This is a genomic window from Terrabacter terrae (genome assembly GCF_039529575.1).
Classification (GTDB): Bacteria; Actinomycetota; Actinomycetes; order Actinomycetales; family Dermatophilaceae; genus Terrabacter; species Terrabacter terrae.
Genome location: NZ_BAAANB010000021.1, coordinates 1,026,660 through 1,049,649 on the forward strand (window position 1 = coordinate 1,026,660; position 22,990 = coordinate 1,049,649).

A 22,990-nucleotide genomic window follows, 5' to 3' on the forward strand; every position below is an offset into this window, starting at 1 on the left:
GCCTCGGACAAGAGAGGTCGTATGCCGTCAGCCCCCACGGGCGCGTGCGTGCGGCAAACGGGGTGGTACCGCGGCAACCTCCGGCAGGAGACGTCGTCCTCGTGCAGGCGAGTGACCAACAGACGCGAACGCAGGAGACCACGAGCATGACCTATCCCAAGGTCACCACGAACGACGACGCCGCCCAGTCCGCGGCGGGCGTGCCGTCCAACCCGCGCTTCCCCGAGATCGAGCAGCGCGTGCTGAAGTACTGGGACGAGGACGGCACCTTCCTCGCCTCCGTCGAGGGCCGGGATGCCGGCACCGACGGGGACAACGAGTTCGTCTTCTACGACGGGCCCCCGTTCGCCAACGGCCTGCCGCACTACGGCCACCTGCTCACCGGCTACGTCAAGGACATCGTCCCGCGCTACCAGACGATGCGCGGCAGGCGCGTCGAACGTCGCTTCGGCTGGGACACCCACGGCCTGCCCGCCGAGCTCGAGGCGCAGCGCCAGCTCGGCCTCAAGACCAAGCAGGACGTCGTCGAGCTCGGCATCGACAAGTTCAACGACGCCTGCCGCAGCTCGGTGCTGAAGTACACCGGCGAGTGGCGCGACTACGTCACCCGCCAGGCCCGCTGGGTCGACTTCGACCACGACTACAAGACGCTCGAGCCGGACTACATGGAGTCGGTGATCTGGGCGTTCAAGCAGCTGCACGACAAGGGCCTGGTCTACGAGGGCTTCCGGGTGCTGCCCTACTGCTGGAACGACCAGACCCCACTGTCCAACCACGAGCTGCGCATGGACGACGACGTCTACAAGATGCGCCGGGACCCCGCCGTCACGGTCGGCCTGCGCCTCGAGACCGGCGAGCTGGCCCTCGTGTGGACGACGACGCCGTGGACCCTCCCGGCCAACCTCGGCATCATGGTCGGCCCCGACATCGACTACGTCGTCGTCGAGTCCGACGTCACGGGCACGACGGAGCGCTACGTCGTCGGCGAGGCCCGCCTCGCGGCATACGCCAAGGAGCTCTTCGGCGCGGACGTCGACCCCGCCACGCTCGACGAGCGCGTCGTCGAGCGGCTCAAGGGCAGCGACCTGCTCGGCCGGGCGTTCACTCCGCCGTTCTCCTACTACGTCGGGCACGAGCGCGCGCACCGCGTCTTCCCGGCCGAGTTCGTCACGACCGAGGACGGCACCGGGCTGGTCCACACCGCCGGAGCCTTCGGTGAGGAGGACAAGATCGTCACCGACGCGGCCGGCATCGAGCCGGTCGTGCCCGTCGGCGCCGACGGCCGCTTCCTCTGGCCGGTGACCGACTACGAGGGCATGCACGTCTTCGACGCCAACGCCCACATCATCGACCACCTCAAGGCGGCCACCCGCGGCGAGGGCGAGACGGGCTCGGTGACGCCCGGCACGGTGCTGCTGCGCCGCGAGACCTACGACCACAGCTACCCGCACTGCTGGCGCTGCCGCGAGCCACTCATCTACATGGCGGTCTCGTCGTGGTTCGTCGAGGTCACCAAGATCAAGGAGCGGATGCTCGAGCTCAACCAGCAGATCGAGTGGACGCCGTCGCACATCAAGGACGGCCAGTTCGGCAAGTGGCTGGCCAACGCCCGTGACTGGTCCATCTCGCGCAACCGCTTCTGGGGCAGCCCGATCCCGGTGTGGAAGTCGGACAACCCGGAGTTCCCGCGCGTCGACGTCTACGGCTCGTTCGAGGAGCTCGAGCGGGACTTCGGCGTCGAGGTCACCGACCTGCACCGTCCGTTCATCGACAGCCTCACGCGGCCCAATCCGGACGACCCGTCGGGCCGATCGACCATGCGCCGCGTCGAGGACGTCCTCGACGTGTGGTTCGACTCCGGCTCGATGAGCTTCGCGCAGGTGCACTACCCGTTCGAGAACGCCGAGTGGTTCGAGCACCACTTCCCCGGTGACTTCATCGTCGAGTACATCGGACAGACCCGCGGCTGGTTCTACACGATGCACATCCTCGCCACGGCCCTGTTCGACCGGCCCGCGTTCAAGACGTGCGTCAGCCACGGCATCGTGCTGGGCTCGGACGGGCAGAAGATGAGCAAGTCGCTGCGCAACTACCCGGACGTCTCCGAGGTCTTCGACCGCGACGGCGCCGACGCGATGCGCTGGTTCCTCATGAGCAGCCCCATCCTGCGCGGCGGCAACCTCATCGTCACGGAGCAGGGCATCCGTGACGGCGTGCGCCAGGTGATGATCCCGCTGTGGAACGCGTGGTCCTTCTTCTCGCTGTACGCCAACACCGCGCGGGGCGGGCAGGGCTACGACGCGAAGCGCTCCACGACCTCCTCGAACGTGCTCGACCGCTACCTGCTCGCCAAGCTGCGCGAGTTCGTCGGCGACATGACCGAGCAGCTCGACGCCTACGAGATCGCCGCCGCGTGCGACACGATGCGCGGCTTCCTCGACGTGCTGACCAACTGGTACATCCGCCGCTCGCGCGACCGCTTCTGGGGCGGCGAGAGCGAGGAGTCCCTCGCCGCGTTCGACACGTTGTGGACGGCGCTGGAGACGGTGACGCGCGCGATCGCGCCGCTGCTGCCGCTCGTCACCGAGGAGATCTGGCGCGGGCTGACGGGTGGTCGTTCGGTGCACCTCACCGACTACCCGAGCGTGGACGACCTGCCGGCCGACCGCGAGCTCGTCGTGGCCATGGACCGGGCCCGCGAGGTCTGCTCGACGGGGTCCAGCCTGCGCAAGGCCAGGGCCCTGCGGGCGCGTCTGCCGCTCGCCGACCTCACGGTCGTCACCGAGGCGCCCGAGAGCCTGGAGCCGTTCCGCGGCATCATCTCGGACGAGCTCAACGTCAAGGCGCTCACCCTCGTGGACGTCGCGACGGCGAGCGAGTCGGACTTCGGGGTCAGCCAGCGGCTCACGGTCAACGCCCGGGCGGCCGGCCCGCGCCTCGGCCGAGACGTCCAGCTGGCGATCAAGGGCAGCAAGTCCGGTGACTGGTCGGTCGAGCCTGACGGCACCGTCACGTCCGGCGGGCTCGCGCTCGTCGAGGGGGAGTACGCCCTCGAGACGGTCGTGGCGGGGGAGGCCGCAGGGACGGGGGCCACGGCCATGCTGCCGTCCGGGGGCTTCGTCGTGCTCGACACCGCCGTCACGCCCGAGCTCGCCTCCGAGGGCCTGGCCCGCGACCTCGTCCGGGCGGTCCAGCAGGCGCGTCGTGATGCAGGCCTGCACGTCAGCGACCGCATCAGCCTCACGGTCCAGGGCGGTCCCGAGGTCTTCGAGGCCACGGTCACCCACCGGGACCTGATCGTCCGCGAGACCCTCGCGGAGCAGTTCGCGTCCGCCGGACTCGAGCACGCACTTCCCGCCGGGCTGCCCGGTACGCCGACCGACGTCGTCGTCGGCGACAACCACCGGGCGATCATCCTGGTGGCGAAGCGATGAGCACCACGAACCGCGAGGACGAGCTGGAGGCCGCCGACGTGAGCCCGACCCCCGAGCACGAGACGACCGCGACCGCCGCAGGCACGGAGGAGGTGGTGGTGCGCGGCGCGGTCGGTGACGACCTCGCCGGCGTGCTGTCGGTCGGTCACCGCACCTGGCTGGCGACCTACGAGCCCATCGCGGGGCCCGAGTACGTCGCCATGGGTCTCGCCAAGTGGTGGACCAGCGACGTCGTCACCGACTCGATCCGCAAGGGCCGCACCCTGGTCGCCGTCGAGGGCGATGACGTGGTCGGGGTGGCGACGTACGGTCACCAGGACGACGCCGTCGTGCTGTGGAAGCTCTACGTCCTGCCCGGCCACCACGGGAAGGGCATCGGCACCCGCCTGCTCGAGGCGGTGGTGCGGCGCGCCGTCGAGACCGAGCACGGACGCATCACCCTGTCCTACCTCGAGGGCAACCAGCAGGCCGCCCGCTTCTACGCCAAGCACGGCTTCAGCGAGACCCACCGCGAGACCCCCGGCTCGGGCCTGCCCGAGAGTGTCTGGATGGCCCGCGAGCTGGACGGGGAGGACCGGGCATGAACGGGCGACCCGACGCCGCCGCCGTCGAGGCGGCGCGCAACCTCGAGGAGATGAAGCGGATGCGCGAGATCGAGGAGGAGATCCTCGCCCGCGCACCCGAGAACGACATCGGCCCGTCCCTGGGCCGCATCCGCGCCGTGATGGAGCTGGCCGGCGACCCGCAGCGCAGCTACCCCTCGATCCACCTCACCGGCACCAACGGCAAGACGTCGACCAGCCGGATGATCGACTCCATCCTGCGCGAGGCCGGGCTGTCGACGGGACGCTTCACCTCGCCCCACCTGCACGACATCCGTGAGCGGATCACCTTGTCGGGCAAGCCGATCCCGCGCGACAAGTTCATCGCCGCCTACGAGGAGATGGCGCCCCTCGTCGAGCTCGTGGACGCCCGCTCGCTCGAGTCCGGTGGCCGCCGGATGAACTTCTTCGAGGTGCTCGTGGCGGTCGCCTACGCCGCCTTCGCCGACGCCCCCGTCGACGTCGCCATCATCGAGGTGGGCCTCGGCGGCTCCTGGGACGCGACCAACGTCATCGACGCGCAGGTGGCCGTGTTCACGCCCGTGGACCTCGACCACACCAACCTGCTCGGCAACGACGTCGTGTCGATCGCCGAGGAGAAGAGCGGCATCATCAAGGCCGACTCGGTCACCGTCTCCAGCGTCCAGGACGAGGACGTCGCCCGCGTCCTGCTGGATCGCGTCGAGGAGGTGGGCGGTTCGCGGATCGTCTTCGAGGGCAACGAGTTCGGTGTCCTCGCTCGCGAGGTGGCCATCGGCGGCCAGCAGGTCTCCCTGCGTGGGCTCGCAGGGGAGTATGCCGACCTCTTCCTGCCGCTCCACGGGGCGCACCAAGCGGGCAACCTCGCCACCGCCGTGGCAGCCGTCGAGTCCTTCCTGGGAGGGGGTGAGCACCCCATCGACGCCGAGGTCCTCACCGCGGCGTGTGCGGCGATGACCTCGCCCGGGCGGCTCGAGGTCGTGCGCCGCTCGCCGACGGTCCTCGTCGACGCCGCGCACAACCCGCACGGCGCCCGCTCGCTCGTGGCGGCCCTGGAGGAGTCGTTCGCCTTCACCCGCCTCGTGGGCCTGGTCGGGATCGTGGCAGACAAGGACGCGACCGGGATGCTCGAGGTCCTCGAGCCGGTGCTCGACCACGTCGTCATCACCCGCAGCTCCTCGCCCCGTGCGATGCGCCCCGACCAGCTGGGTGCCCTGGCGGTGGAGATCTTCGGCGAGTCGCGGGTGACCGTCGTGCGCGACCTGCCCGATGCGCTGGAGCAGGCCGTGACGCTGGCCGAGTCGGACGGCATGGGCGCCGGCGTCATCGCCACCGGTTCGGTCATCACGGCCGCCGAGGTGCGCATGCTCCTGGGCCTCACCGACGTGTGAGGGGCAGCCGGCCGGTGGCGCGCAGCACCACCGGCCGCCTCACCCTGCGGCCGGCAGGCCGCCGTCCGGTCAGAGGTCGGCGGCAGCCGGGACGACGGCCTTGCCGAGAAGGTGGATCGCCTCGAGGTCGTCGGGGTCGGGCAGGGTGAAGGTGACGTACTCGGATCCCACCGCCGCGTACTCCCGCAGCCGGTCCACGACCGTGTCCGGCGTGCCGGCGATGCCGGCGAAGTCAGGGTGCCGCTCCAGCTTCGCCGCCAGCTCGGTCTCGTCCGCGGCGACGAGGATCGAGACGTGGTTGCAGCGGGTGATCTCCTCGAACGGCCGCCCGACGGCTTCGCAGTGCGCGGCGAGCACGCCGAAGAGCCGCTCGACCTCGGCCGGGTCTCCGGCGACGTTGCACATGTCGGCGTGGGCGGCGACGAGCCGGAGCGTCACCTTCTCGCCACTTCCGCCGATGAGGACGGGCGGTCGTGGCTGCTGCACCGGGCGCGGGTCGTTGTACGCCTTGCTGACGGTGTAGTGCCTGCCGGCGAAGCTGGCCGGGCGCTGGGTCAGCATCCGGTCGACGACCTGCACGGACTCCTCGAGCATCTCGAAGCGCTCTCGCAGCGGCGGGAACGGCCACCCGTAGGCGGCGAACTCCGGCTCGTGCCACGCCGCCCCGAGGCCGATGATGCTCCGCCCGTGGCTGATGACGTCGAGCGTCGTGCAGGCCTTGGCCAGCAGGGCCGGGTTGCGGTACGGCGCCCCGACGACGAGCTGTCCGATGCGGATCCGTTCGGTCACGGCAGCCATGGCACCGAGCGTGACGAAGCACTCGAGGATCGGCACCTCCTCGTCGGGATTCTCCTCGTCGACGAACATGAAGTGGTCGGCCATCCACACCGAGTCCAGGCCTGCGTCCTCGCAGGCGCGGACCACGGCCAGCAGGGTGTCGGCGTGGTTGCCGTGCTCGCCCGGGTGGGTCGGCATGAGCTGAAGGCCGAGAAGCAAGGTTTCCTCCTGGGATGTCACGCGAGTCACGCCACGCTCGGGGGCGCGATGACGCTGGTGGTCGAGGGACGGGTGCAGGGACCAGCGAACGCTAGTGCCGGCGTACCCGTCGGGCGGACAGGGCGGACAGGGCGGACGGGGCGGACGGGGCGGACGGGGCAGACGGGGCGGACAGGTCCGGCAGGGCGGTTGGGGACGAGTCATCACGCCACGCGGCATAGGTGCGCGTTGGGGCGCAGGAGGGCGCGTTCGCAACGGGAGCGCACGCTGCGGCGTGCAGCCCTTGCGCGGAGCGCGTACCGACGGAGGGAGCGCGCACGCGACGCCCGTAGGCTGGCACCCATGCACCCCCTGGTGAAGCTCGTGCTCATCCTGGTCATCGTCGTGGTGGCCGTCGTCGTCTGGGGACGGGTGATGGGACGCAAGGACCCGGACCGGGAGCTCGTGGGACTCACCGACACCGTGCGGGCCCGCGTCAGCCGCGAGATCAGCGCGGGCCACACGATCAACGCCATCAAGATCTACCGCGAGGCCACCGGGGCACCGTTGGCCGACGCCAAGCGCGCCGTGGACGGCTGGTTCGTGCCGGGCCGGGGACCGGGCGTGCGCGACGCGGCCGCGTCCTTCACCGAGGGCCGGCTCACCAGGGAGGCCCGTGCCCGCATCAGCGAGCTGATCCTCGGCGGGCGTCGGGAGGACGCGACGAGCCTCTACGCCGAGGCCACCGGAGCGAGCGCCACGGAGGCGAGCGCGATCATCCGGACCTGGGACACCACGCAGGACTACTGAGGCAGGCCATCACATGCGATCTCTCATCTTCTACGGCCGCACCGGCAGGTTCACCTTCCGCATGCTGGCCACCGTCCTCGGTGGCCAGTCCATCTGCATCCTCCTCGGCGCCCTCGTGGCGCGCGCCCTGGCGGCGACCGACCAGGGCAGTGGCGCCAGCACGGCCCATCTCTGGGTCGGCCTCGGCCTCGGTGCGCTGTGCATCGTGGCCGCCGGCCTGATGCGACGCCCGTGGGGGATCACGTTGGGCTGGGTCGTCCAGGGGCTCACGCTGCTCAGCGGCCTCGTCGTCCCGATGATGTTCGTCGTCGGCCTCTTCTTCCTGGCCCTCTGGGTCACCTGCCTCGTCAAGGGGGGCCCGATCGACGCCGAGATGGCTCGGCGCGAAGCCGCGGCGAGGCAGGAGTGACCGGCCGATAGGGTGCACGGGTGACCACCGAACGATCTCTCGTCCTCGTCAAGCCCGACGGTTTCTCCCGCGGCCTCACCGGAGAGGTGCTGCGCCGCATCGAGGCCAAGGGCTACCGCCTCGTGGGCCTGTCGATCCTGACGCCTTCGCGGGAGCAGCTCGCCGCCCACTACGCCGAGCACGAGGGCAAGCCCTTCTACGAGCCGCTGGTCGAGTTCATGAGCTCGGGAGCGGTCACGGCGGTCGTCATCGAGGGCCAGGACTGCGTCAAGGGCTTCCGCAGCCTCGCCGGCGCCACCAACCCCACCGACGCGGCGCCCGGCACCATCCGCGGCGACCTCGGCCGCGACTGGGGCACCAAGGTCCAGCAGAACATCGTGCACGGTTCCGACTCCCACGAGTCCGCCACGCGCGAGATCGGCATCTGGTTCCCCGATCTGGCGGCCTGATCGGGGCACAATCTCGGCATGACCTCGCGACCCCGGCTGCGCCCGCCGGGGCGTGACCTGGCGGTCGACCTCGGCACGGCCAACACCCTCATCCACGTGCGTGGCCGCGGTGTGGTCGTCGAGGAGCCCTCCGTCGTCGCGGTCGACGTCGGGTCGGGTCGCCTGCTCGCCGCCGGGACGCGCGCCAAGGAGATGCTCGGCCGGGCGCCGGGCACCATCCGGGCGGTGCGGCCCCTGCGCGACGGCGTCGTCTCCGACGCCGACGAGACCGAGCGCATGCTGCGCTGGTTCATCGACCAGGTGCGCACCTCGCGGCTCGTCCGGCCCCGCATGGTGCTGTGCGTCCCCAGCGAGGTGACGGGGGTCGAGCGCCGCGCGCTCGAGGACGCCGCGACCCGGTGCGGCGCCCGCCGCGTCTACATGGTCGAGGAGCCCATGGCCGCGGCCATCGGCGCCGGGCTGCCCGTGCACGAGACCGCCGCGAGCATGGTGGTCGACATCGGCGGCGGGACCACCGACGTCGCGGTGATCAGCCTCGGGGGCATCGTCACGTCGCGGTCGTTGCGCGTCGCCGGCGACGAGATCGACGAGGCGCTCGTCAGCCACGTCAAGAGCGAGTACTCCCTGCTCCTCGGCGAGCGCAGCGCCGAGGACCTCAAGGTGGCGGTGGGCTCGGTCTTCCCGCTCCGCGAGGAGCTGAGCACCCGCCTGCGCGGCCGCGACCTCGTCACGGGGCTGCCCAAGACGGTCCAGGTCGGCTCGGCGGAGGTGCGCCGCGCCATCGAGGGACCCGTGCTCCAGATCATCGAGCTGGTCCGCGCCACCCTCGACGTGTGCCCGCCCGAGCTGGCCGGCGACATCCTCGACCGGGGCATCACCCTCACCGGGGGCGGAGCCCTGCTGCGAGGCCTCGACGAGCGGATGCGCCACGAGCTCGGGGTGCCGGTCCGGGTGGCCGAAGACCCGCTCAGGGCCGTCGCCCGCGGCGCCGGCCGCTGCGTCGACGACTTCGCCGGCCTCGAGCGACTGCTCGTCGGGGACCACCGCCTCTAGCCGTATGCCGCCCTCCGCCCGCCGCCGCCTGCTCGTCGTCCTCGCCGCGCTGACCCTCGTGCTCCTGCTCGCCGACGTGGCCGGCTGGGGGGTGGCGGACGGTGTCCGTCGCGCGGGCGGGCTCGTCCTCGGGCCGGTGCAGCGGGCCCTGTCCGGTGCACCCCACGACGGCCTGGCCTCGGCCGAGCGCGAGAACGCCCGGCTGTCAGCGGTGGTCACCGAGCAGCAGCACCGCCTGGACGAGCTCGGCCGTCTCGACGCGCTGCTGCGCTCGGCGCCCGCGGCGGCGCGCACCGTCGTGGCGGCGCGCGTGGTCGCCACCGAGGTGAGTCCACTCGGCGGCCGCAGCGTGACTCTCGACGTGGGCTCGCGCGACGGGGTGCGCGCCGACTCGACGGTGGTGGCCGCCGACGGCCTCGTCGGTCGGGTGGTGGCGGTCTCGCCCTGGACCAGTGACGTGCAGGTGCTCGGCAGCGCGGGCTCGGTGGTGGGGGTCCGCGTCGGGCCGGCCGGGACGCTCGGCACCGTGTCACCACCGGCGCCCGGGGACTCCGAGGCGCGCCCGCGCGGGTCGCTCCGGCTCTCCTTCGTCCAGCCGGCGACGCCGGTCGTCGGAGACCTCGTGCGGACACTCGGCAGCGTCGACGACACGCCGTATGCCGCCGGCGTCGTCGTCGGCACCGTGACCGACGTCGACCCCGACCGGGGCCAGGCCTCGCGCACGGCGACGGTGCGCCCCGCCGTCGACCCGGACGCGATCGACGTCGTCGCGGTCGTGGTCCCCGTGTCGCGGTCGACGCCCCGGCCCGCGACGTCGACGGGCTCGTCGAGCCGCACCGCCGTCGCCGCGACAGGAGGGACCCGGTGAGGCCGACGCTGCTGGGACTGCTGCGGACGGCATACGTCGTCGTCTCCGCGCTGCTCGTGGCCACGCTGCTGCCGCGACTCGGCGTGCCGCCGGGTGCCCTGCCCGACCTCGTCCTCGTGGGTGTCGTCGCCACGGCGGTGCTCCGAGGGCCGGACCACGGCGCCCTCACCGGCCTGGTCGCCGGCTGGGTCGTCGAGCTCGTCCCTCCCGTCGGCCACCCGCTCGGCCTGACCGCACTCGTCCTGATGCTCGCCGGCCTGGCCGCCGGGTGCTTCCGCAACCCCGCGTCCCGCTCGGCCCTGCGACCGGTGGCCGCGCTGGTCGTGGCAGCGGTCGTGGTGCTCGCGGCGCACGTCGCCGCCGCGGTGCTGGGCGACGGCGAGCTCGAGCTGCTCGACGGCGCGCGCAGGGTGGCGGCGACGACGGTTGCGGGAGTCCTCCTCCTGCCCGCACTCCTCGCGCTCGACCGGGCGCTCGTGCGCCGGAGGCTCGGGTGAGAGGCCTGCGGGGCGGGGGTCCGCGACGGCGCACGAGGCGCACGAGGCGCACGAGGCCCACGAGGCGCACGATGCGATCCTCCGTCGGCGTCACCGGCACGGTGCTCGTGCTGCTCGTGACGCTCTTCGGGCTGCTCCTCGGCCGGCTCGGGCAGCTGCAGCTCGTACAGGGCCCCGAGCTGGCGCGCGCAGCCGTCACCGTCAACACCCGGACCGTCACCGACCACGCCCTACGCGGTCGCATCCTCGACCGCAGCGGCAGACCGCTCGTCGGCAACTCGTTCGACACCGTCGTGACCGTGCAGCGCTCGGTGCTGGTCGACTCCCAGGACGGCGGGCGGGACCTGGTGACGCGCGTCGCCGCGGCGCTGGGCCTGCCCTTCGAGCGGCTCTGGGGCAAGACGAAACTGTGCGGGACCGCCGGCTCGCCGCCGGCGCCCGCCTGCTTCAACGGCTCGCCCTACGTCCCGATCCCGGTCGCCACCGGCGTGGACCCACGCCGGGCCCTGACCCTGCTCGAGCAGCCCGAGAAGTTCCCCGGCGTCGGGGTCGCCACCGAGCCGGTCCGCGACTACCCCGAGCCCGTCGGCGCCCTCGCCCCGCACCTGCTGGGCTGGGTCGGGCCCGCCTCGGCAGCCGACGTGGCGGCCGGCAAGGGCAGGGTCGACGCCGAGGACGTCGTGGGCCGGGCCGGCCTCGAGGCCGCGTACGACGACGTGCTGCGCGGCACCAACGGCGCCACGGTCGTCGCCATCGACCCGCGCGGCATCGTGACCGACACGGTCAGCACCACGCCTGCCGTCCCCGGTCGCGACGTCGTGACGCACCTCGACGCGCGGCTGCAGGCCCGCACCGAGGCAGCGCTGGCCCGGGCGGTGGGCTCCGCCCGGGCCCAGGAGCTGCCCGCCGACACCGGCGCCGCCGTCGTCGTCGACGTGACCGACGGCGCCGTGGTGGCCGCCGCGAGCTACCCCACCTACGACCCGGCGCTCTTCGCCGGCGGCATCAGCAGCGCCGACCTGGCTCGGCTCACCGACGTCCGGCAGGGCACACCCCTGCGCTCGAGGCTGACGAGCGAGACCTTCCCGCCCGCCTCGACCTTCAAGGTCGTCTCGGTGCCGGCCGCCGTCAACGCGGGCGCCGACCTGCACGGCACCTTCGACTGCTCGCCGAACGTGACGATCGGCGGCCACGTCTTCAACAACTACGAGTCGCGGGGGTACGGCCCCATCGACCTGCACAGGACCCTCGTCGTCTCCTGCGACACCGTCTTCTACCGCCTGGCGTATGCCGCGTGGCTCGAGCAGGGCGGGCTCGCGGCGCCGGTCTCCACCCCGGACCCCTTCGTCTCGATGGCCACGGCCTTCGGGCTGGGGAGGCGGACCGGTGTCGACCTGCCGGGAGAGGCCGCCGGGCGGGTCCCCGACCGGGCCTGGAAGGAGCGGTACTGGCTCGCCACCCGGGACGAGACCTGCAAGCGGGCGAAGACCGGCTACCCCGAGGTCGCGCGCAGCGACCGGACGCGAGCCGACTACCTCAAGCGCCTGGCGGTCGAGAACTGCACCGCGGGCTACCAGTACCGCGCCGGCGACGCGGTGAACCTCTCGATCGGCCAGGGCGACACGGCGGTGACCATCCTCCAGATGGCCGGGGTCTACGCCGCCATCGCCAACGGCGGCACGCTGTGGCAGCCGCAGGTCGCCGCCGCCCTCCGGACGTCCACCGGCGCCACGACGCCCATCGCGCCGAAGCGGCTCTCGAGGGTTGCACTCCGCCCCGACGTGGCCGCCTACGTCCGCGCCGCGCTGGCCGACGTCACGCGCCCCGGCGGCTCGGCCGGCACCGCGTTCAAGGGCTTCCCGCAAGACCGCTACCCGGTGGCCGGCAAGACCGGGACGGGCGAGGTGTTCGGCAAGCGGGCCACGGCCTGGTTCGCCGGCTACGGCCCGACGACGAAGCCGAAGTATGCCGTCGTGGTCGTCGTCGGGCAGGGCGGCTCGGGCTCGAAGGTGGCCGCGCCCGCCGTCCGCCAGATCTTCGATGCCATCCTTGCCCTGGGCCTCTAGCCCACAGGACCTGCTGCCGGCGCGGGCCGCCGCGGGGGAGTGACAGCACAGAGCGAGAGGCGTGAGGGTGGACGACTACCTACGAAGCGACGCACCCGTCATCGAGGCGCTCGACCGCGCCTGGGACCGCAGCCGCCTCAGCGTCCGCACGCGTCTCGGGCGGCTGCGCTCGCGGGTCTTCCTCATCGTGCAGTGCGCCGTCGCGGCCGGAGTGGGGTGGTGGCTCGCCACCGACGTCTTCAAGCACCCGTCCCCGTTCTTCGCGCCCATCGTCGCGGTCGTGTGCCTCGGCATGTCGTACGGGCAGCGGCTCAGGCGTGTCTTCGAGGTCGCGATCGGGGTCGCCGTCGGGGTCTTCACCGCGGACGTCTTCGTGCACTTCGCCGGTAGTGGTCCGTGGCAGATCGCCGTGGTGGTGCTGGCCTCCATGGCGCTCGCCACCATCCTCGACGGCAGCCGCGTCATCGTCACGCAGGCCGCGGTGCAGAGCATCGTCATCGCGGCCCTCGCGGCGACCCCGGGCCAGGCGCTGAACCGGTGGACCGACGCGCTGATCGGCGGCGGCATCGCCATCGTCGCGGCGACCGTGGTGCCCCAGGCGCCGTTGCGCCGCCCGCGCGTCGCAGCCGCGCAGGCGGTGCGCAAGATCTCGGAGTTGCTGCGGCGTGCGGCCGCCAGCGCCCGCGACGGCGACGTGGAGGCCGCTGCCGAGGTGCTCGCCTCGGCGCGGGGCACCGAGTCACTCCTGGCCGAGCTGCGGTCCGCGGCGGACGAGGGACTCTCGGTGCTCACGTCGTCGCCGTTCAAGCGGCACCACGCGCCGGGCGTCCGGAAGATGGCCGACCTCGTCGAGCCTCTCGACCGCGCGATGCGCAGCACGCGTGTCCTGGTGCGCCGGGTCACCATCGCCGTGGGCCGGGGGGAGCAGCTCCCGCCTGGCTACGAGACGGTGCTGCTCGAGCTCGCCTCCGCGACCGACGTCATCGGCCGGGCCCTGTCGGAGAACGCCTCGCCCGAGATCGGGCGGCCGGCCCTCCTCGAGGTGGCCGCCGCGACGGGTCAGGTGCCTCGCACCCCGAGCCTGGCGACCGAGACGGTGTTGGCGCAGATCCGCTCCACGGTGGTCGACCTGCTGCAGGTGACCGGCCTCGACGTCGACGCGGCCATCGCGGCCCTCCCGCCCGAAGCCCCCCGCCGGTCCTGAGCGTGATGAGCATGACCCGTCCGACTCGCAGGGGAGGCATGCGGCAGGGCCGGGTCCGTGCGGACCCGACCCTGCGGCACACGTGCTCGGTGAGCCGTGGGAGGCGCGACTACGCGGACGGGGTGTACTCGTGCGCCCCGACCGGCACCTTCTCGACCCGCGGGTCGCCCGCGTCGGCGAAGTAGTCCGCGGGGATGGTCTCGTCCCGGCCCTCGTCCGCCTTGACGGCGCGGAACACGAAGGTGAGCACCGCGGCCACGACGACGTTGAGGACGAACGCCGTCACCGCGATGTAGCCGAGCTGCCCCACGACCGGCATGTTCGCGATCGAGCCGCCGAAGTGCGGCGTCTGCGGGCTCGCCACGCCGTAGGCCGTCCACGTGCCGTAGACCATGCCGACGGCCCAGCCGACGAGCAGGGCGCGGCGGTGGAACCAGCGCGTGTAGAGGTAGAACACCACGGACGGGAACGTCTGGAGGATCCAGATGCCACCGAGGAGCTGGAAGTTGATGGCGTTCTGCTTGTCGAGCGTGAGCACGAAGATGAGGGCGAACGCCTTCACGACCAGCGAGGTGAGCTTGCTGACCTTGGCCTCCTGCTGGGGGGTGGCGTCCGGCTTGATCCATGCCTTGTAGATGTTGCGCGTGAAGGTGTTGGCCGCAGCGATCGACATGATGGCGGCCGGCACCAGCGCGCCGATCGCGATCGCGGCGAAGGCCACGCCGGCGAACCACGAGGGGAAGAAGTCCTCGAAGAGCTGCGGGACCACGAGCTGCGGGTTCGCCTTGCCGTTCAGGCCGATCGGCTTCGTGCCGGCCGCGATGGCCACCCAGCCCAGCAGGGCCAGCAGGCCGAGCAGGAAGGAGTAGGCCGGCAGGATCGAGGCGTTCTTGCGGATCGTGTTGCGGTTCTTGGCCGACAGGGTCGCTGTGATCGAGTGGGGGTACATGAACAGCGCCATGGCCGAGCCGAGGGCCAGGGTCGCGTAGGCCCAGTACTGGCTCGCGCCGGGGATGAAGACGCCCGTGGGCTTGCCCGTGGCCGGGTTCGGCTTGGCCATCTTCCCCTGGGCCGCGTCGAAGACGTGGCCCCATCCGCCGACCTTCGAGGGTAGGTAGATGACCGCCACGATGATGACGATGTAGATGAGGATGTCCTTGACGAACGCGATGATCGCCGGCGCGCGCAGCCCCGAGGTGTAGGTGTAGAGCGCGAGGACGAGGAAGGCGATGAAGAGCGGCAGGTCGTTGGCGAGCCAGTTGCCGCCGCCGCCGACGCCTGCGACCTCGAGCACGGCCTGGATGCCGACGAGCTGCAGGGCGATGTAGGGCATCGTCGCGATGAAGCCGGTGATGGCCACGGCCAGCGTCAGGCTGCGCGAGCCGGACCGCCCCTGCACGAAGTCGGCGGGGGTGACGTAGCCATGGCGGTGCGAGACCGACCACATGCGCGACATGAAGACGAAGATGATCGGGTAGAGGATGATCGTGTACGGCACGGCGAAGAAGCCGCTGACCGCGCCGGCCGAGAACATCGCGGCAGGCACCGCGACGAACGTGTAGGCCGTGTACAGGTCGCCGCCGAGCAGGAACCAGGTGATCCAGGTCCCGAAGGAGCGGCCACCGAGGCCCCACTCCTCGAGGCTGTCCATGCTGGCCGGCCGGCGCCAGCGCGCGGCCCAGAAGCCGGCGCCCGCGACGACGACGAAGAAGAAGACGAGGACGGCCAGGGCGACGCCGTTGACGCCACCGGTGTTGCCCGTGGCGGCGGGGCTGAGGGCGGGTACGACTGCGGTCATCGGATGCCGTCCTGTCGGGAGTCGGGACGGGTGTCGTCGTCGAGGAACTCGTCACCCTCGGGGTTCATCGGCACGTGCGGGCGGGCCTTGAGCACGATGCGGTACGCCGAGTAGGTCAGCGCCGAGCAGAGGACGACCCAGACGAACTGGTACCAGATGAAGAAGGGGAAGCCTGCGACGCGAGGCTCGTCCTTGGCATACGTGCCCACGAACATGAGGGCGATGATCGGGATGGCCAGGAGCACGACGGCGAGGGCCAGCAGGCCCTTGTTCGCCGGCGGCGCCTGGTGGCGGTGCGGAGTGGTACTCACGCTGGTGACCTCCGTTGGTCGGGCCGGAGAAGTTCGGCCGTGCGTCGCGGAAACTTACTCCCGCAGCAGGGGACGTTGTGGACTGCGACACAGCACAATCTGAAGTGAGGTTCAGATCGTGATGTGCGGGTGACCGCCGTGCCGGCTCGTTCCCGCGCACGGATAGGCTGTCGGGTATGGCTGATTTCGATCTCGTTGTGCTCGGTGCCGGTCCCGGTGGCTACGTCGCGGCGATCCGCGCGTCGCAGCTCGGCAAGAAGGTCGCCGTGGTGGAGAAGCAGTACTGGGGCGGCGTCTGCCTCAACGTGGGCTGCATCCCGAGCAAGGCCCTGCTGCGCAACGCGGAGATCGCGCACATCATCACGCACGAGAAGAAGACCTTCGGCATCGAGGGCGAGGCCACGATGTCCTACGGCCCGACGCACTCGCGCAGCCGCTCGGTGGCCGACGCGAGCGCCAAGGGTGTCCACTACCTGATGAAGAAGAACAAGATCGAGGAGATCGACGGCTGGGGCACCCTGACCTCGGCGACGTCGATGGACGTGGCCCTGAACGACGGTTCCTCGCGGTCGGTCACCTTCGACCACCTCATCATCGCCACGGGCGCCCAGGTCCGGATGCTGCCGGGCATGCAGGTGAGCGAGAACGTCGTCACCTACGAGGAGCAGATCCTCGACGCCGACCTGCCGGGCTCGATCGTCATCGGCGGCTCGGGCGCCATCGGCGTCGAGTTCGCCTACGTCATGAAGAACTTCGGCGTCGACGTCACCATCGTCGAGTTCCTCGACCGCATGGTGCCGACCGAGGACCCCGACGTGTCCAAGGAGCTGCTGCGCCAGTACAAGAAGCTCGGCGTCAAGGTCCTGCTGTCGACCGCCGTCAAGAACGTCGAGGACACCGGCTCCGGCGTGCGCGTCACGGTGGCCCCGGCGGCCGGGGGAGACGAGACCGTTCTCGAGGCCGACAAGTTCCTCGCCGCCTTCGGCTTCGCCCCGCGCACCGAGGGCTACGGGCTCGAGTCGCTGGGACTGGAGATGACCGAGCGGGGCGCCATCGCGATCGACGCCCGCGGCCGCACGAGCGTCCCGAACGTCTTCGCCATCGGTGACGTCACGGCCAAGCTGATGCTGGCCCACACCGCCGAGGCCATGGGCGTCGTCGCCGCCGAGACCATCGCGGACGCCGAGACCCTGGAGCTCAACTTCGACATGATCCCACGGGCGACCTTCTGCCAGCCGCAGATCGCGTCGTTCGGTTACACCGAGGCGCAGGCCAAGGAGAAGGGCTACGACGTCAAGACGGCGAGCTTCCCCTTCTCGGCCAACGGCAAGGCGCGCGGCATGGCCGAGGGCATCGGCTTCGTCAAGATCGTCGCGGACGCGGAGCACAACGAGCTGCTCGGTGCCCACATGATCGGCCCCGAGGTGACCGAGCTGCTGCCGGCCCTGACGCTGGCCCAGCAGTGGGACCTCACGGCCGACGAGGTGGCCCGCAACGTCTTCGCCCACCCGACGCTGAGCGAGGCGATGAAGGAAGCCATCGAGGGCATCGCGGGGCACATGATCAACCTCTGAGCACCCACCACGCCGAGGACGTATGCCGTCCGCTCACCTCGAGCGGACGGCATACGTCGTCTTTCGGTACACGTCGTCCGACAGCACGCTCCGGACAGCAAGACGCCCCCGCGGGGTCCGCGGGGGCGTCTACCTCATGCTGGTGGCGCGACCGGTCAGTACCAGTGCTTCCGGCCGCCGATGGCGCGACCCGTCGCGCCGAGGAGGAAGAGCACCGCGCCGATGACGACGAGAATGATGCCGATCGTGGTCAGGATGCTGATCTTGGCGAAGATGCCGATGAGCAGCAGGATGAGGCCGAGAACGATCATGGTGTTCCTTAGCTCCTTATAGAGGGATCCCCGAGCACACAACCACGTACCCGCAACCCATCGGGGGCGAACGCAGGCACTGGTCACGAAACGGTCACACCGGCGAGACGTGTCGATTAGGGCGGTCCCACGCCCACTGTTACGCTGGGAGACGCCGTAGACCGGCCGCGGATCGATAGCGCCCAGGTGGACCTGCCCTGGAGCACCGCGCAACGAGAATGAGAAGGAGTCGGTCATCCATGCCTTTGGACGCTGACGTGAAGAAGCAGATCATGACCGAGTACGCCACGGTCGAGGGCGACACCGGCTCTCCCGAGGTCCAGATCGCGATGCTGACGCAGCGCATCAAGGACCTGACCGAGCACGCTCGGGCCCACAAGCACGACCACCACAGCCGTCGTGGTCTCCTCCTGCTGGTCGGCCGCCGCAAGCGCATGCTGCGCTACCTCGAGGCCACCGACATCGAGCGCTACCGTTCGCTGATCAAGCGACTCGGCCTGCGTCGATGAGCTCGTGACGAAAGGCGGTCACCGCGTCCCTGCGGAGACCGCCTTTCGTCGTAGGTGCGGGGCGCCGACGCCCCGTCGGACGCCGCACCAGGGCCACCCCGGCCCGAAGAAGTAGAAGCAACCACGCACACAACGACGATGTGCGGGGCACATGAGAAAAAGAAAGCGAGGGCCCACATGGAGGGTCCAGACATCACCTTCGCCGAGGCCGTCATCGACAACGGCAGCTTCGGCACCCGCACGGTCCGGTTCGAGACCGGGCGCCTGGCCAAGCAGGCCGGCGGCGCCGTCACGGCCTACCTCGACGACGACACGATGCTGCTGTCGACGACGTCCGCCGGCAAGCAGCCGAAGGACCAGTTCGACTTCTTCCCCCTGACGGTCGACGTCGAGGAGCGGATGTACGCGATCGGCAAGATCCCCGGCAGCTTCTTCCGCCGCGAGGGCCGTCCGTCAACCGAGGCCATCCTGACCTGCCGCCTCATCGACCGCCCGCTGCGCCCGACCTTCAAGAAGGGCCTGCGCAACGAGGTCCAGGTCATCATCTCGGTGTTCTCGCTGAACCCCGACCACCAGTACGACGTGCTGGCCATCAACGCGGCCAGCGCCTCGACGCAGATCTCCGGCCTGCCCTTCTCCGGCCCCATCGGTGGCGTGCGCGTCTCGCTCATCGACGGCCAGTGGGTCGCCTTCCCGAACTTCTCCGACATCGAGCGCTCGGTGTTCGACATGGTCGTCGCCGGTCGCGTGGTCGGTGACGACGTCGCCATCATGATGGTCGAGGCCGAGTCCACCGAGTCCACCTGGGGCCTCGTCAAGAGCGAGGGCAAGCAGGCGCCGACCGAGGAGGTCGTGGCCGAGGGCCTCGAGGCCTCCAAGAAGTTCATCAAGCAGCTCTGCGAGGCCCAGGCCCAGCTCGCTGCCGAGGCCGCCAAGCCGGTCCAGGACTTCCCGATCTTCCTCGACTACGAGGACGACGTCTACGCCGCCGTCGAGGCCGCCACGGCCGACGACACGACCGCAGCGCTGACGATCGCCGGCAAGCAGGAGCGCGAGGAGCGCCTCGACGAGATCAAGGCCGCGGTCAAGGCCCAGCTCGCCGAGCAGTTCGCCGGTCGCGAGAAGGAGGTCTCGGCCGCCTTCCGCTCGGTGCAGAAGAAGCTCATCCGCCAGCGCATCCTGCGCGACAAGGTGCGCATCGACGGCCGTGGCCTGGCCGACATCCGTGCCCTCGGCGCCGAGGTCGAGGTGCTGCCGCGCGTGCACGGCTCGGCGATCTTCGAGCGTGGCGAGACCCAGATCATGGGTGTCACGACGCTCAACATGCTCAAGATGGAGCAGCAGCTCGACACGCTGAGCCCCGTCACGCGCAAGCGCTACATGCACAACTACAACTTCCCGCCCTACAGCACCGGTGAGACCGGCCGCGTCGGTTCGCCGAAGCGCCGCGAGATCGGTCACGGCGCCCTGGCCGAGCGTGCGCTCATGCCGGTCCTGCCGACCCGCGAGGAGTTCCCGTACGCGATCCGCCAGGTGTCCGAGGCCCTCGGCTCCAACGGCTCCACGTCGATGGGCTCGGTCTGTGCCTCGACCCTGTCGCTGCTCAACGCCGGTGTGCCGCTGCGCGCCCCGGTCGCCGGCATCGCGATGGGCCTCGTGTCCGACACCGTCGACGGGCAGACGCAGTACGCCGCGCTCACCGACATCCTCGGTGCCGAGGACGCCTTCGGCGACATGGACTTCAAGGTCGCCGGCACCAAGGAGTTCGTCACGGCCATCCAGCTCGACACGAAGCTCGACGGCATCCCGGCGTCGGTCCTCGCCGGCGCGCTGACGCAGGCCCGTGAGGCGCGACTGCACATCCTCGACGTGATGGCCGAGGCCATCGACGTGCCCGACGAGATGAGCCCGTACGCCCCGCGCATCATCACGGTGAAGGTCCCCGTCGACAAGATCGGTGAGGTCATCGGCCCGAAGGGCAAGATGATCAACCAGATCCAGGACGACACGGGCGCCGACATCTCGATCGAGGACGACGGCACCGTGTTCATCGGTGCGGTCGACGGCCCCTCCGCCGAGGCGGCTCGCGCGGCGATCAACGCCATCGCGAACCCGACGATGCCCGAGGTCGGCGAGCGCTTCCTCGGCACCGTGGTGAAGACGACGACGTTCGGCGCGTTCGTCTCGCTGCTGCCCGGCAAGGACGGCCTGCTGCACATCTCCGAGGTGCGCAAGCTCGTCGGCGGCAAGCGGATCGACAGCGTCGACGACGTCGTCAAGGTGGGCCAGAAGGTCCAGGTCGAGCTCAAGGAGATCGACCCGCGCGGCAAGCTCAGCCTCGCCGCGGTCCTGCCCGAGGGCCAGGGCGACCAGGGCGCCGAGGAAGGTGCGGCGGACTCGGCCGAGGCTCCCGCCGAGGCCTGACCCGTCCCGGGACCACATCCCGGAAGCACGCGAGCGGCCCGTCACCCCAAGGGGTGGCGGGCCGCTCCGCTGTCCGTGGAGGGAGGGCATACCCAAGGTGTGTCGAGGGGTAGGCCGCCGGGCAGGCCACTCAGCGCATGTTGCCGGTGTGGCCGAGGGAGAAGCGGCCGGGTTGCGGCCAGACGAGGATGCCGTGCGGGCTCGCGTCCGTGGGGATCCGCGAGATGAGGTGACCGTTCCTGGTGTCGATGACGTAGACCTCTGCGCTGTAGCGACCGCTCAGCCACAGCTGGCTGCCGTCGGCCGTCACACCGCCCATGTCGGGCGTCGCGTGCCCGGGCAGCTTCCACATCGTGACGGGCCGGTTGGTGGCGGCGTCGAAGACGCTGATCGTCCCGGCGTCGCGGTTGGAGACGAAGATCCGGCGCGCGTCGCGTGAGGGGTAGATGCCGTGGGCGCCCATGTCCGTGTGCACGAAGTGGTCGATGCGGAAGGTGCCCGCGTCGATGAACCAGACGCCGTTGCGCAGCATGTCGGCCACCATGAACCACCTGCCGTCGGGGGTGAGCCGCACGTCCTGCGGCATCGCGTTCGCCCCCTTGGCCAGCTCCCTGCGCGGGCCGCCCATCGGGCTGTTCGGCGGCGTGGCTCCCGGGGTCTTGACCTGGTTGAGGTCGAGCACCTTCTCGACGCGGGTGGCGGCGGCGTCGACGACGAGCAGGCGACCGCTGAACTCGCAGCTGGCGACGAACGCCTTGAGGTCGGCGGTGAAGTCGGCGTGGTTGACGCCCGCGCAGGCGGGGACCGGAAGCGAGCGCACGAGATTCATCGTGCGGGCGTCGCGCACGTCGATCGCCCGGAACCGCGAGGCCATGACGAGCGCGTACCGGCCGTCGGGCGTGAAGTAGAGGTTGTACGGGTCGCGGACGGCGACCGGCTTGCCCACCGCGCCGGTCCTCGGGTCGATCGGCGTCAGGGCGTCGCCCTTGTCCGAGTTGACCCAGAGCCGGGTCATGTCCCAGCTGGGCACGACGTGCTCGGGCGAGCTCGGCACGCGGACGCGCTTGACGACGTGTCGCGTCCGGGGGTCGATGATCTCGAGCGTGCCGGCGACCTGGTTGGGCACGTAGACCAGCCGCCTGGCGTGCACGGCCGCTCCGGTGAGCGCATTTGCGCCGGTGTGCAGGTAGGGCTCCGTGAGGCCTCGGGCGGCGCTGGCTGCACCCGTGCCGGTGCTGGCCGAGCCGGACGGCGTGGGGGCGCCGGACGGAGTGGCGGCGCTCGGGTCGGAGCTGCTCGTCGTGCGGTTGACCGACGTCTGCGTCTCCGTGCCCGTCTGCGGGCTCGTGCACGCGGCCAGGACGAGCGAGACCAGGGTGGCCGCGCCCAGCGCACCAGCGCCGGCACGGCGCGCTCTCGCCCGGTTCATGCCACCAACCTAGTCATCGCCACGGCCTGCAGGGATCGGGACGCGAGACCTCGCAGGATGGTCGGCAGGGCGTCGATCGTGCCGGGGTGGCCGAGGTGCAGGCTCACGATGGAGCCGGGCTGCACGCCGGCGAGGGTGCGGGCGGCGACGGCCGCGGCGCCCGGGTCCTGGTAGTCCGACGGGTCGACGTCGTAGGAGATGCACCGTGCGTAGCCGCTGGCGCGGGCGGCCGTCCTGATGGTGGGGGTGGAGCTCGGCGTGCCGGAGGGCCGGAACAGGTAGGGGGAGGAGCCGTCGATGGCGGCGACGGCCCGAGCGCCCTTCTCGATCTCGGTCCTGGCCGCAGCGGCCGAGAGCCGCGGGAGCGTCTGGTGCGACCACGTGTGGTTGCCGAGGTCGTGCCCGGCCGCCACGATCGCCCGGCCGAGCTCCGGGTGACCCGAGAGCCAGGTTCCGACCGCGAAGACCGTCACGTGGGCGCCGTGGTCGGCCAGGATCTGGAGCGCACGCCTGGTCAGAGCGGGGTCGCCGGCACCGTGGAAGGTCAGGGCGACTGCGCGCACCGAGGTCGGGCCGCGTCGGACGTCCGGACCGGGCGTGCGCAGCAGTGCGGGCACCGCGTCCGTCGCGGAGGCGCTCGACGCTCCGGTCGTCGTCGGCGAGGCGCCCGGTCCCGACGTCCCGGGCGCGTCGGGGGAGGAGGCGGCGGGCGTGGGGGGACTCCCCCCGGTGGTCGACGAGGCTGGGGACGCCTCCGGCTGTGGGCTGCTCGGGGAGCACGCGGCGACGCCGAGGCCGACCCCGACGGCCGAGGCCAGGCCTCCGCCGATCAGCGCGCGTCGACCGACGACGGGATTCTCTTCGGACACGGAGGCATCATTCCCACAACCGCTGAAC

The 22,990-nt window shown here is 71.2% G+C and carries 20 protein-coding genes; 14 read left to right on the forward strand and 6 right to left on the reverse strand.

Annotated elements, in window-relative coordinates; all coding sequences use genetic code 11:
• Window positions 1-146: 146 nt before the first annotated feature.
• The 3 genes from ileS to ABD194_RS14885 are packed head-to-tail and all read left to right on the forward strand — an operon-like array spanning window position 147 to window position 5,406.
• Window positions 147-3,434, forward strand: coding sequence for an isoleucine--tRNA ligase (gene ileS / locus ABD194_RS14875; RefSeq protein ID WP_343992705.1), 3,288 nt, complete (start codon window positions 147-149; stop codon window positions 3,432-3,434).
• Window positions 3,431-4,018, forward strand: a complete 588-nt coding sequence (locus tag ABD194_RS14880) for a GNAT family N-acetyltransferase (RefSeq protein WP_343992707.1) — start codon at window positions 3,431-3,433, stop codon at window positions 4,016-4,018. Before ileS ends, ABD194_RS14880 begins: the two co-directional genes overlap by 4 nt.
• The gene (locus ABD194_RS14885; RefSeq protein WP_343992709.1) at window positions 4,015-5,406 is read left to right on the forward strand and encodes a bifunctional folylpolyglutamate synthase/dihydrofolate synthase; all 1,392 of its coding nucleotides are present in this window, start codon (window positions 4,015-4,017) and stop codon (window positions 5,404-5,406) included. The genes ABD194_RS14880 and ABD194_RS14885 overlap by 4 nt, the downstream gene beginning before the upstream one ends.
• Before the next feature lie 69 nt (window positions 5,407-5,475).
• On the opposite strand, the gene ABD194_RS14890 is transcribed toward ABD194_RS14885, so the two are convergent.
• A complete protein-coding gene (locus ABD194_RS14890) occupies window positions 5,476-6,402 on the reverse strand; it encodes a TIGR03560 family F420-dependent LLM class oxidoreductase (RefSeq protein WP_343992711.1) in 927 nt (308 codons plus the stop codon).
• A gap of 342 nt (window positions 6,403-6,744) precedes the next feature.
• Here ABD194_RS14890 and ABD194_RS14895 point away from each other — a divergent pair, with 342 nt between their 5' ends.
• The 8 genes from ABD194_RS14895 (at window position 6,745) to ABD194_RS14930 (ending at window position 13,737) form a co-directional block, all read left to right on the forward strand.
• The gene (locus ABD194_RS14895; RefSeq protein WP_343992713.1) at window positions 6,745-7,191 is read left to right on the forward strand and encodes a hypothetical protein; all 447 of its coding nucleotides are present in this window, start codon (window positions 6,745-6,747) and stop codon (window positions 7,189-7,191) included.
• A 13-nt stretch (window positions 7,192-7,204) separates the two neighbouring features.
• The gene (locus tag ABD194_RS14900; RefSeq protein ID WP_343992715.1) at window positions 7,205-7,600 is read left to right on the forward strand and encodes a DUF4233 domain-containing protein; all 396 of its coding nucleotides are present in this window, start codon (window positions 7,205-7,207) and stop codon (window positions 7,598-7,600) included.
• Window positions 7,601-7,620: 20 nt separating this feature from the next.
• Window positions 7,621-8,049: a nucleoside-diphosphate kinase gene (gene ndk / locus ABD194_RS14905; protein WP_343992717.1), complete on the forward strand. Its 429-nt coding sequence runs from the start codon at window positions 7,621-7,623 to the stop codon at window positions 8,047-8,049.
• 18 nt (window positions 8,050-8,067) lie between these two features.
• Window positions 8,068-9,102, forward strand: a complete 1,035-nt coding sequence (gene mreB, locus ABD194_RS14910; RefSeq protein WP_425579991.1) for a rod shape-determining protein — start codon at window positions 8,068-8,070, stop codon at window positions 9,100-9,102.
• A gap of 4 nt (window positions 9,103-9,106) precedes the next feature.
• Window positions 9,107-9,970 (forward strand): rod shape-determining protein MreC, encoded by an 864-nt coding sequence (gene mreC, locus ABD194_RS14915; protein WP_343992719.1) that lies wholly within the window; start codon window positions 9,107-9,109, stop codon window positions 9,968-9,970.
• A complete protein-coding gene (locus ABD194_RS14920) occupies window positions 9,967-10,467 on the forward strand; it encodes a rod shape-determining protein MreD (protein ID WP_343992721.1) in 501 nt (166 codons plus the stop codon). The genes mreC and ABD194_RS14920 overlap by 4 nt, the downstream gene beginning before the upstream one ends.
• Before the next feature lie 71 nt (window positions 10,468-10,538).
• Window positions 10,539-12,533, forward strand: coding sequence for a penicillin-binding protein 2 (mrdA, locus tag ABD194_RS14925; protein ID WP_343992723.1), 1,995 nt, complete (start codon window positions 10,539-10,541; stop codon window positions 12,531-12,533).
• Window positions 12,534-12,594: 61 nt separating this feature from the next.
• A complete protein-coding gene (locus ABD194_RS14930; protein WP_343992725.1) occupies window positions 12,595-13,737 on the forward strand; it encodes an FUSC family protein in 1,143 nt (380 codons plus the stop codon).
• A 109-nt stretch (window positions 13,738-13,846) separates the two neighbouring features.
• On the opposite strand, the gene mctP is transcribed toward ABD194_RS14930, so the two are convergent.
• Both mctP and ABD194_RS14940 read right to left on the reverse strand, forming a co-directional pair.
• Window positions 13,847-15,535 (reverse strand): monocarboxylate uptake permease MctP, encoded by a 1,689-nt coding sequence (gene mctP / locus ABD194_RS14935; RefSeq protein ID WP_343992727.1) that lies wholly within the window; start codon window positions 15,533-15,535, stop codon window positions 13,847-13,849.
• Entirely contained in the window at window positions 15,532-15,846 is a 315-nt protein-coding gene (locus ABD194_RS14940; RefSeq protein WP_343992729.1) for a DUF3311 domain-containing protein, read from the reverse strand. Before ABD194_RS14940 ends, mctP begins: the two co-directional genes overlap by 4 nt.
• 176 nt (window positions 15,847-16,022) lie before the next feature.
• Between ABD194_RS14940 and lpdA the strand changes: the two genes are divergently transcribed.
• Window positions 16,023-17,420 carry a dihydrolipoyl dehydrogenase gene (lpdA, locus tag ABD194_RS14945; RefSeq protein ID WP_343992731.1) on the forward strand — a complete coding sequence of 466 codons (1,398 nt, stop codon included), beginning with the start codon at window positions 16,023-16,025 and terminating at the stop codon, window positions 17,418-17,420.
• Window positions 17,421-17,575: 155 nt separating this feature from the next.
• Here the strand turns inward: lpdA and ABD194_RS14950 are convergent, their stop codons facing one another.
• Window positions 17,576-17,731 carry a DUF6131 family protein gene (locus tag ABD194_RS14950; protein ID WP_185742614.1) on the reverse strand — a complete coding sequence of 52 codons (156 nt, stop codon included), beginning with the start codon at window positions 17,729-17,731 and terminating at the stop codon, window positions 17,576-17,578.
• Between the two features lie 239 nt (window positions 17,732-17,970).
• Between ABD194_RS14950 and rpsO the strand changes: the two genes are divergently transcribed.
• Both rpsO and ABD194_RS14960 read left to right on the forward strand, forming a co-directional pair.
• Window positions 17,971-18,240 carry a 30S ribosomal protein S15 gene (gene rpsO, locus ABD194_RS14955; protein ID WP_020142650.1) on the forward strand — a complete coding sequence of 90 codons (270 nt, stop codon included), beginning with the start codon at window positions 17,971-17,973 and terminating at the stop codon, window positions 18,238-18,240.
• 177 nt (window positions 18,241-18,417) lie between these two features.
• The gene (locus ABD194_RS14960) at window positions 18,418-20,664 is read left to right on the forward strand and encodes a polyribonucleotide nucleotidyltransferase (RefSeq protein ID WP_343992742.1); all 2,247 of its coding nucleotides are present in this window, start codon (window positions 18,418-18,420) and stop codon (window positions 20,662-20,664) included.
• 130 nt (window positions 20,665-20,794) lie between these two features.
• On the opposite strand, the gene ABD194_RS14965 is transcribed toward ABD194_RS14960, so the two are convergent.
• Both ABD194_RS14965 and ABD194_RS14970 read right to left on the reverse strand, forming a co-directional pair.
• A complete protein-coding gene (locus tag ABD194_RS14965; protein WP_343992744.1) occupies window positions 20,795-22,093 on the reverse strand; it encodes a YncE family protein in 1,299 nt (432 codons plus the stop codon).
• Window positions 22,090-22,962, reverse strand: a complete 873-nt coding sequence (locus ABD194_RS14970) for a polysaccharide deacetylase family protein (RefSeq protein ID WP_343992746.1) — start codon at window positions 22,960-22,962, stop codon at window positions 22,090-22,092. The genes ABD194_RS14965 and ABD194_RS14970 overlap by 4 nt, the downstream gene beginning before the upstream one ends.
• Window positions 22,963-22,990: the final 28 nt, after the last annotated feature.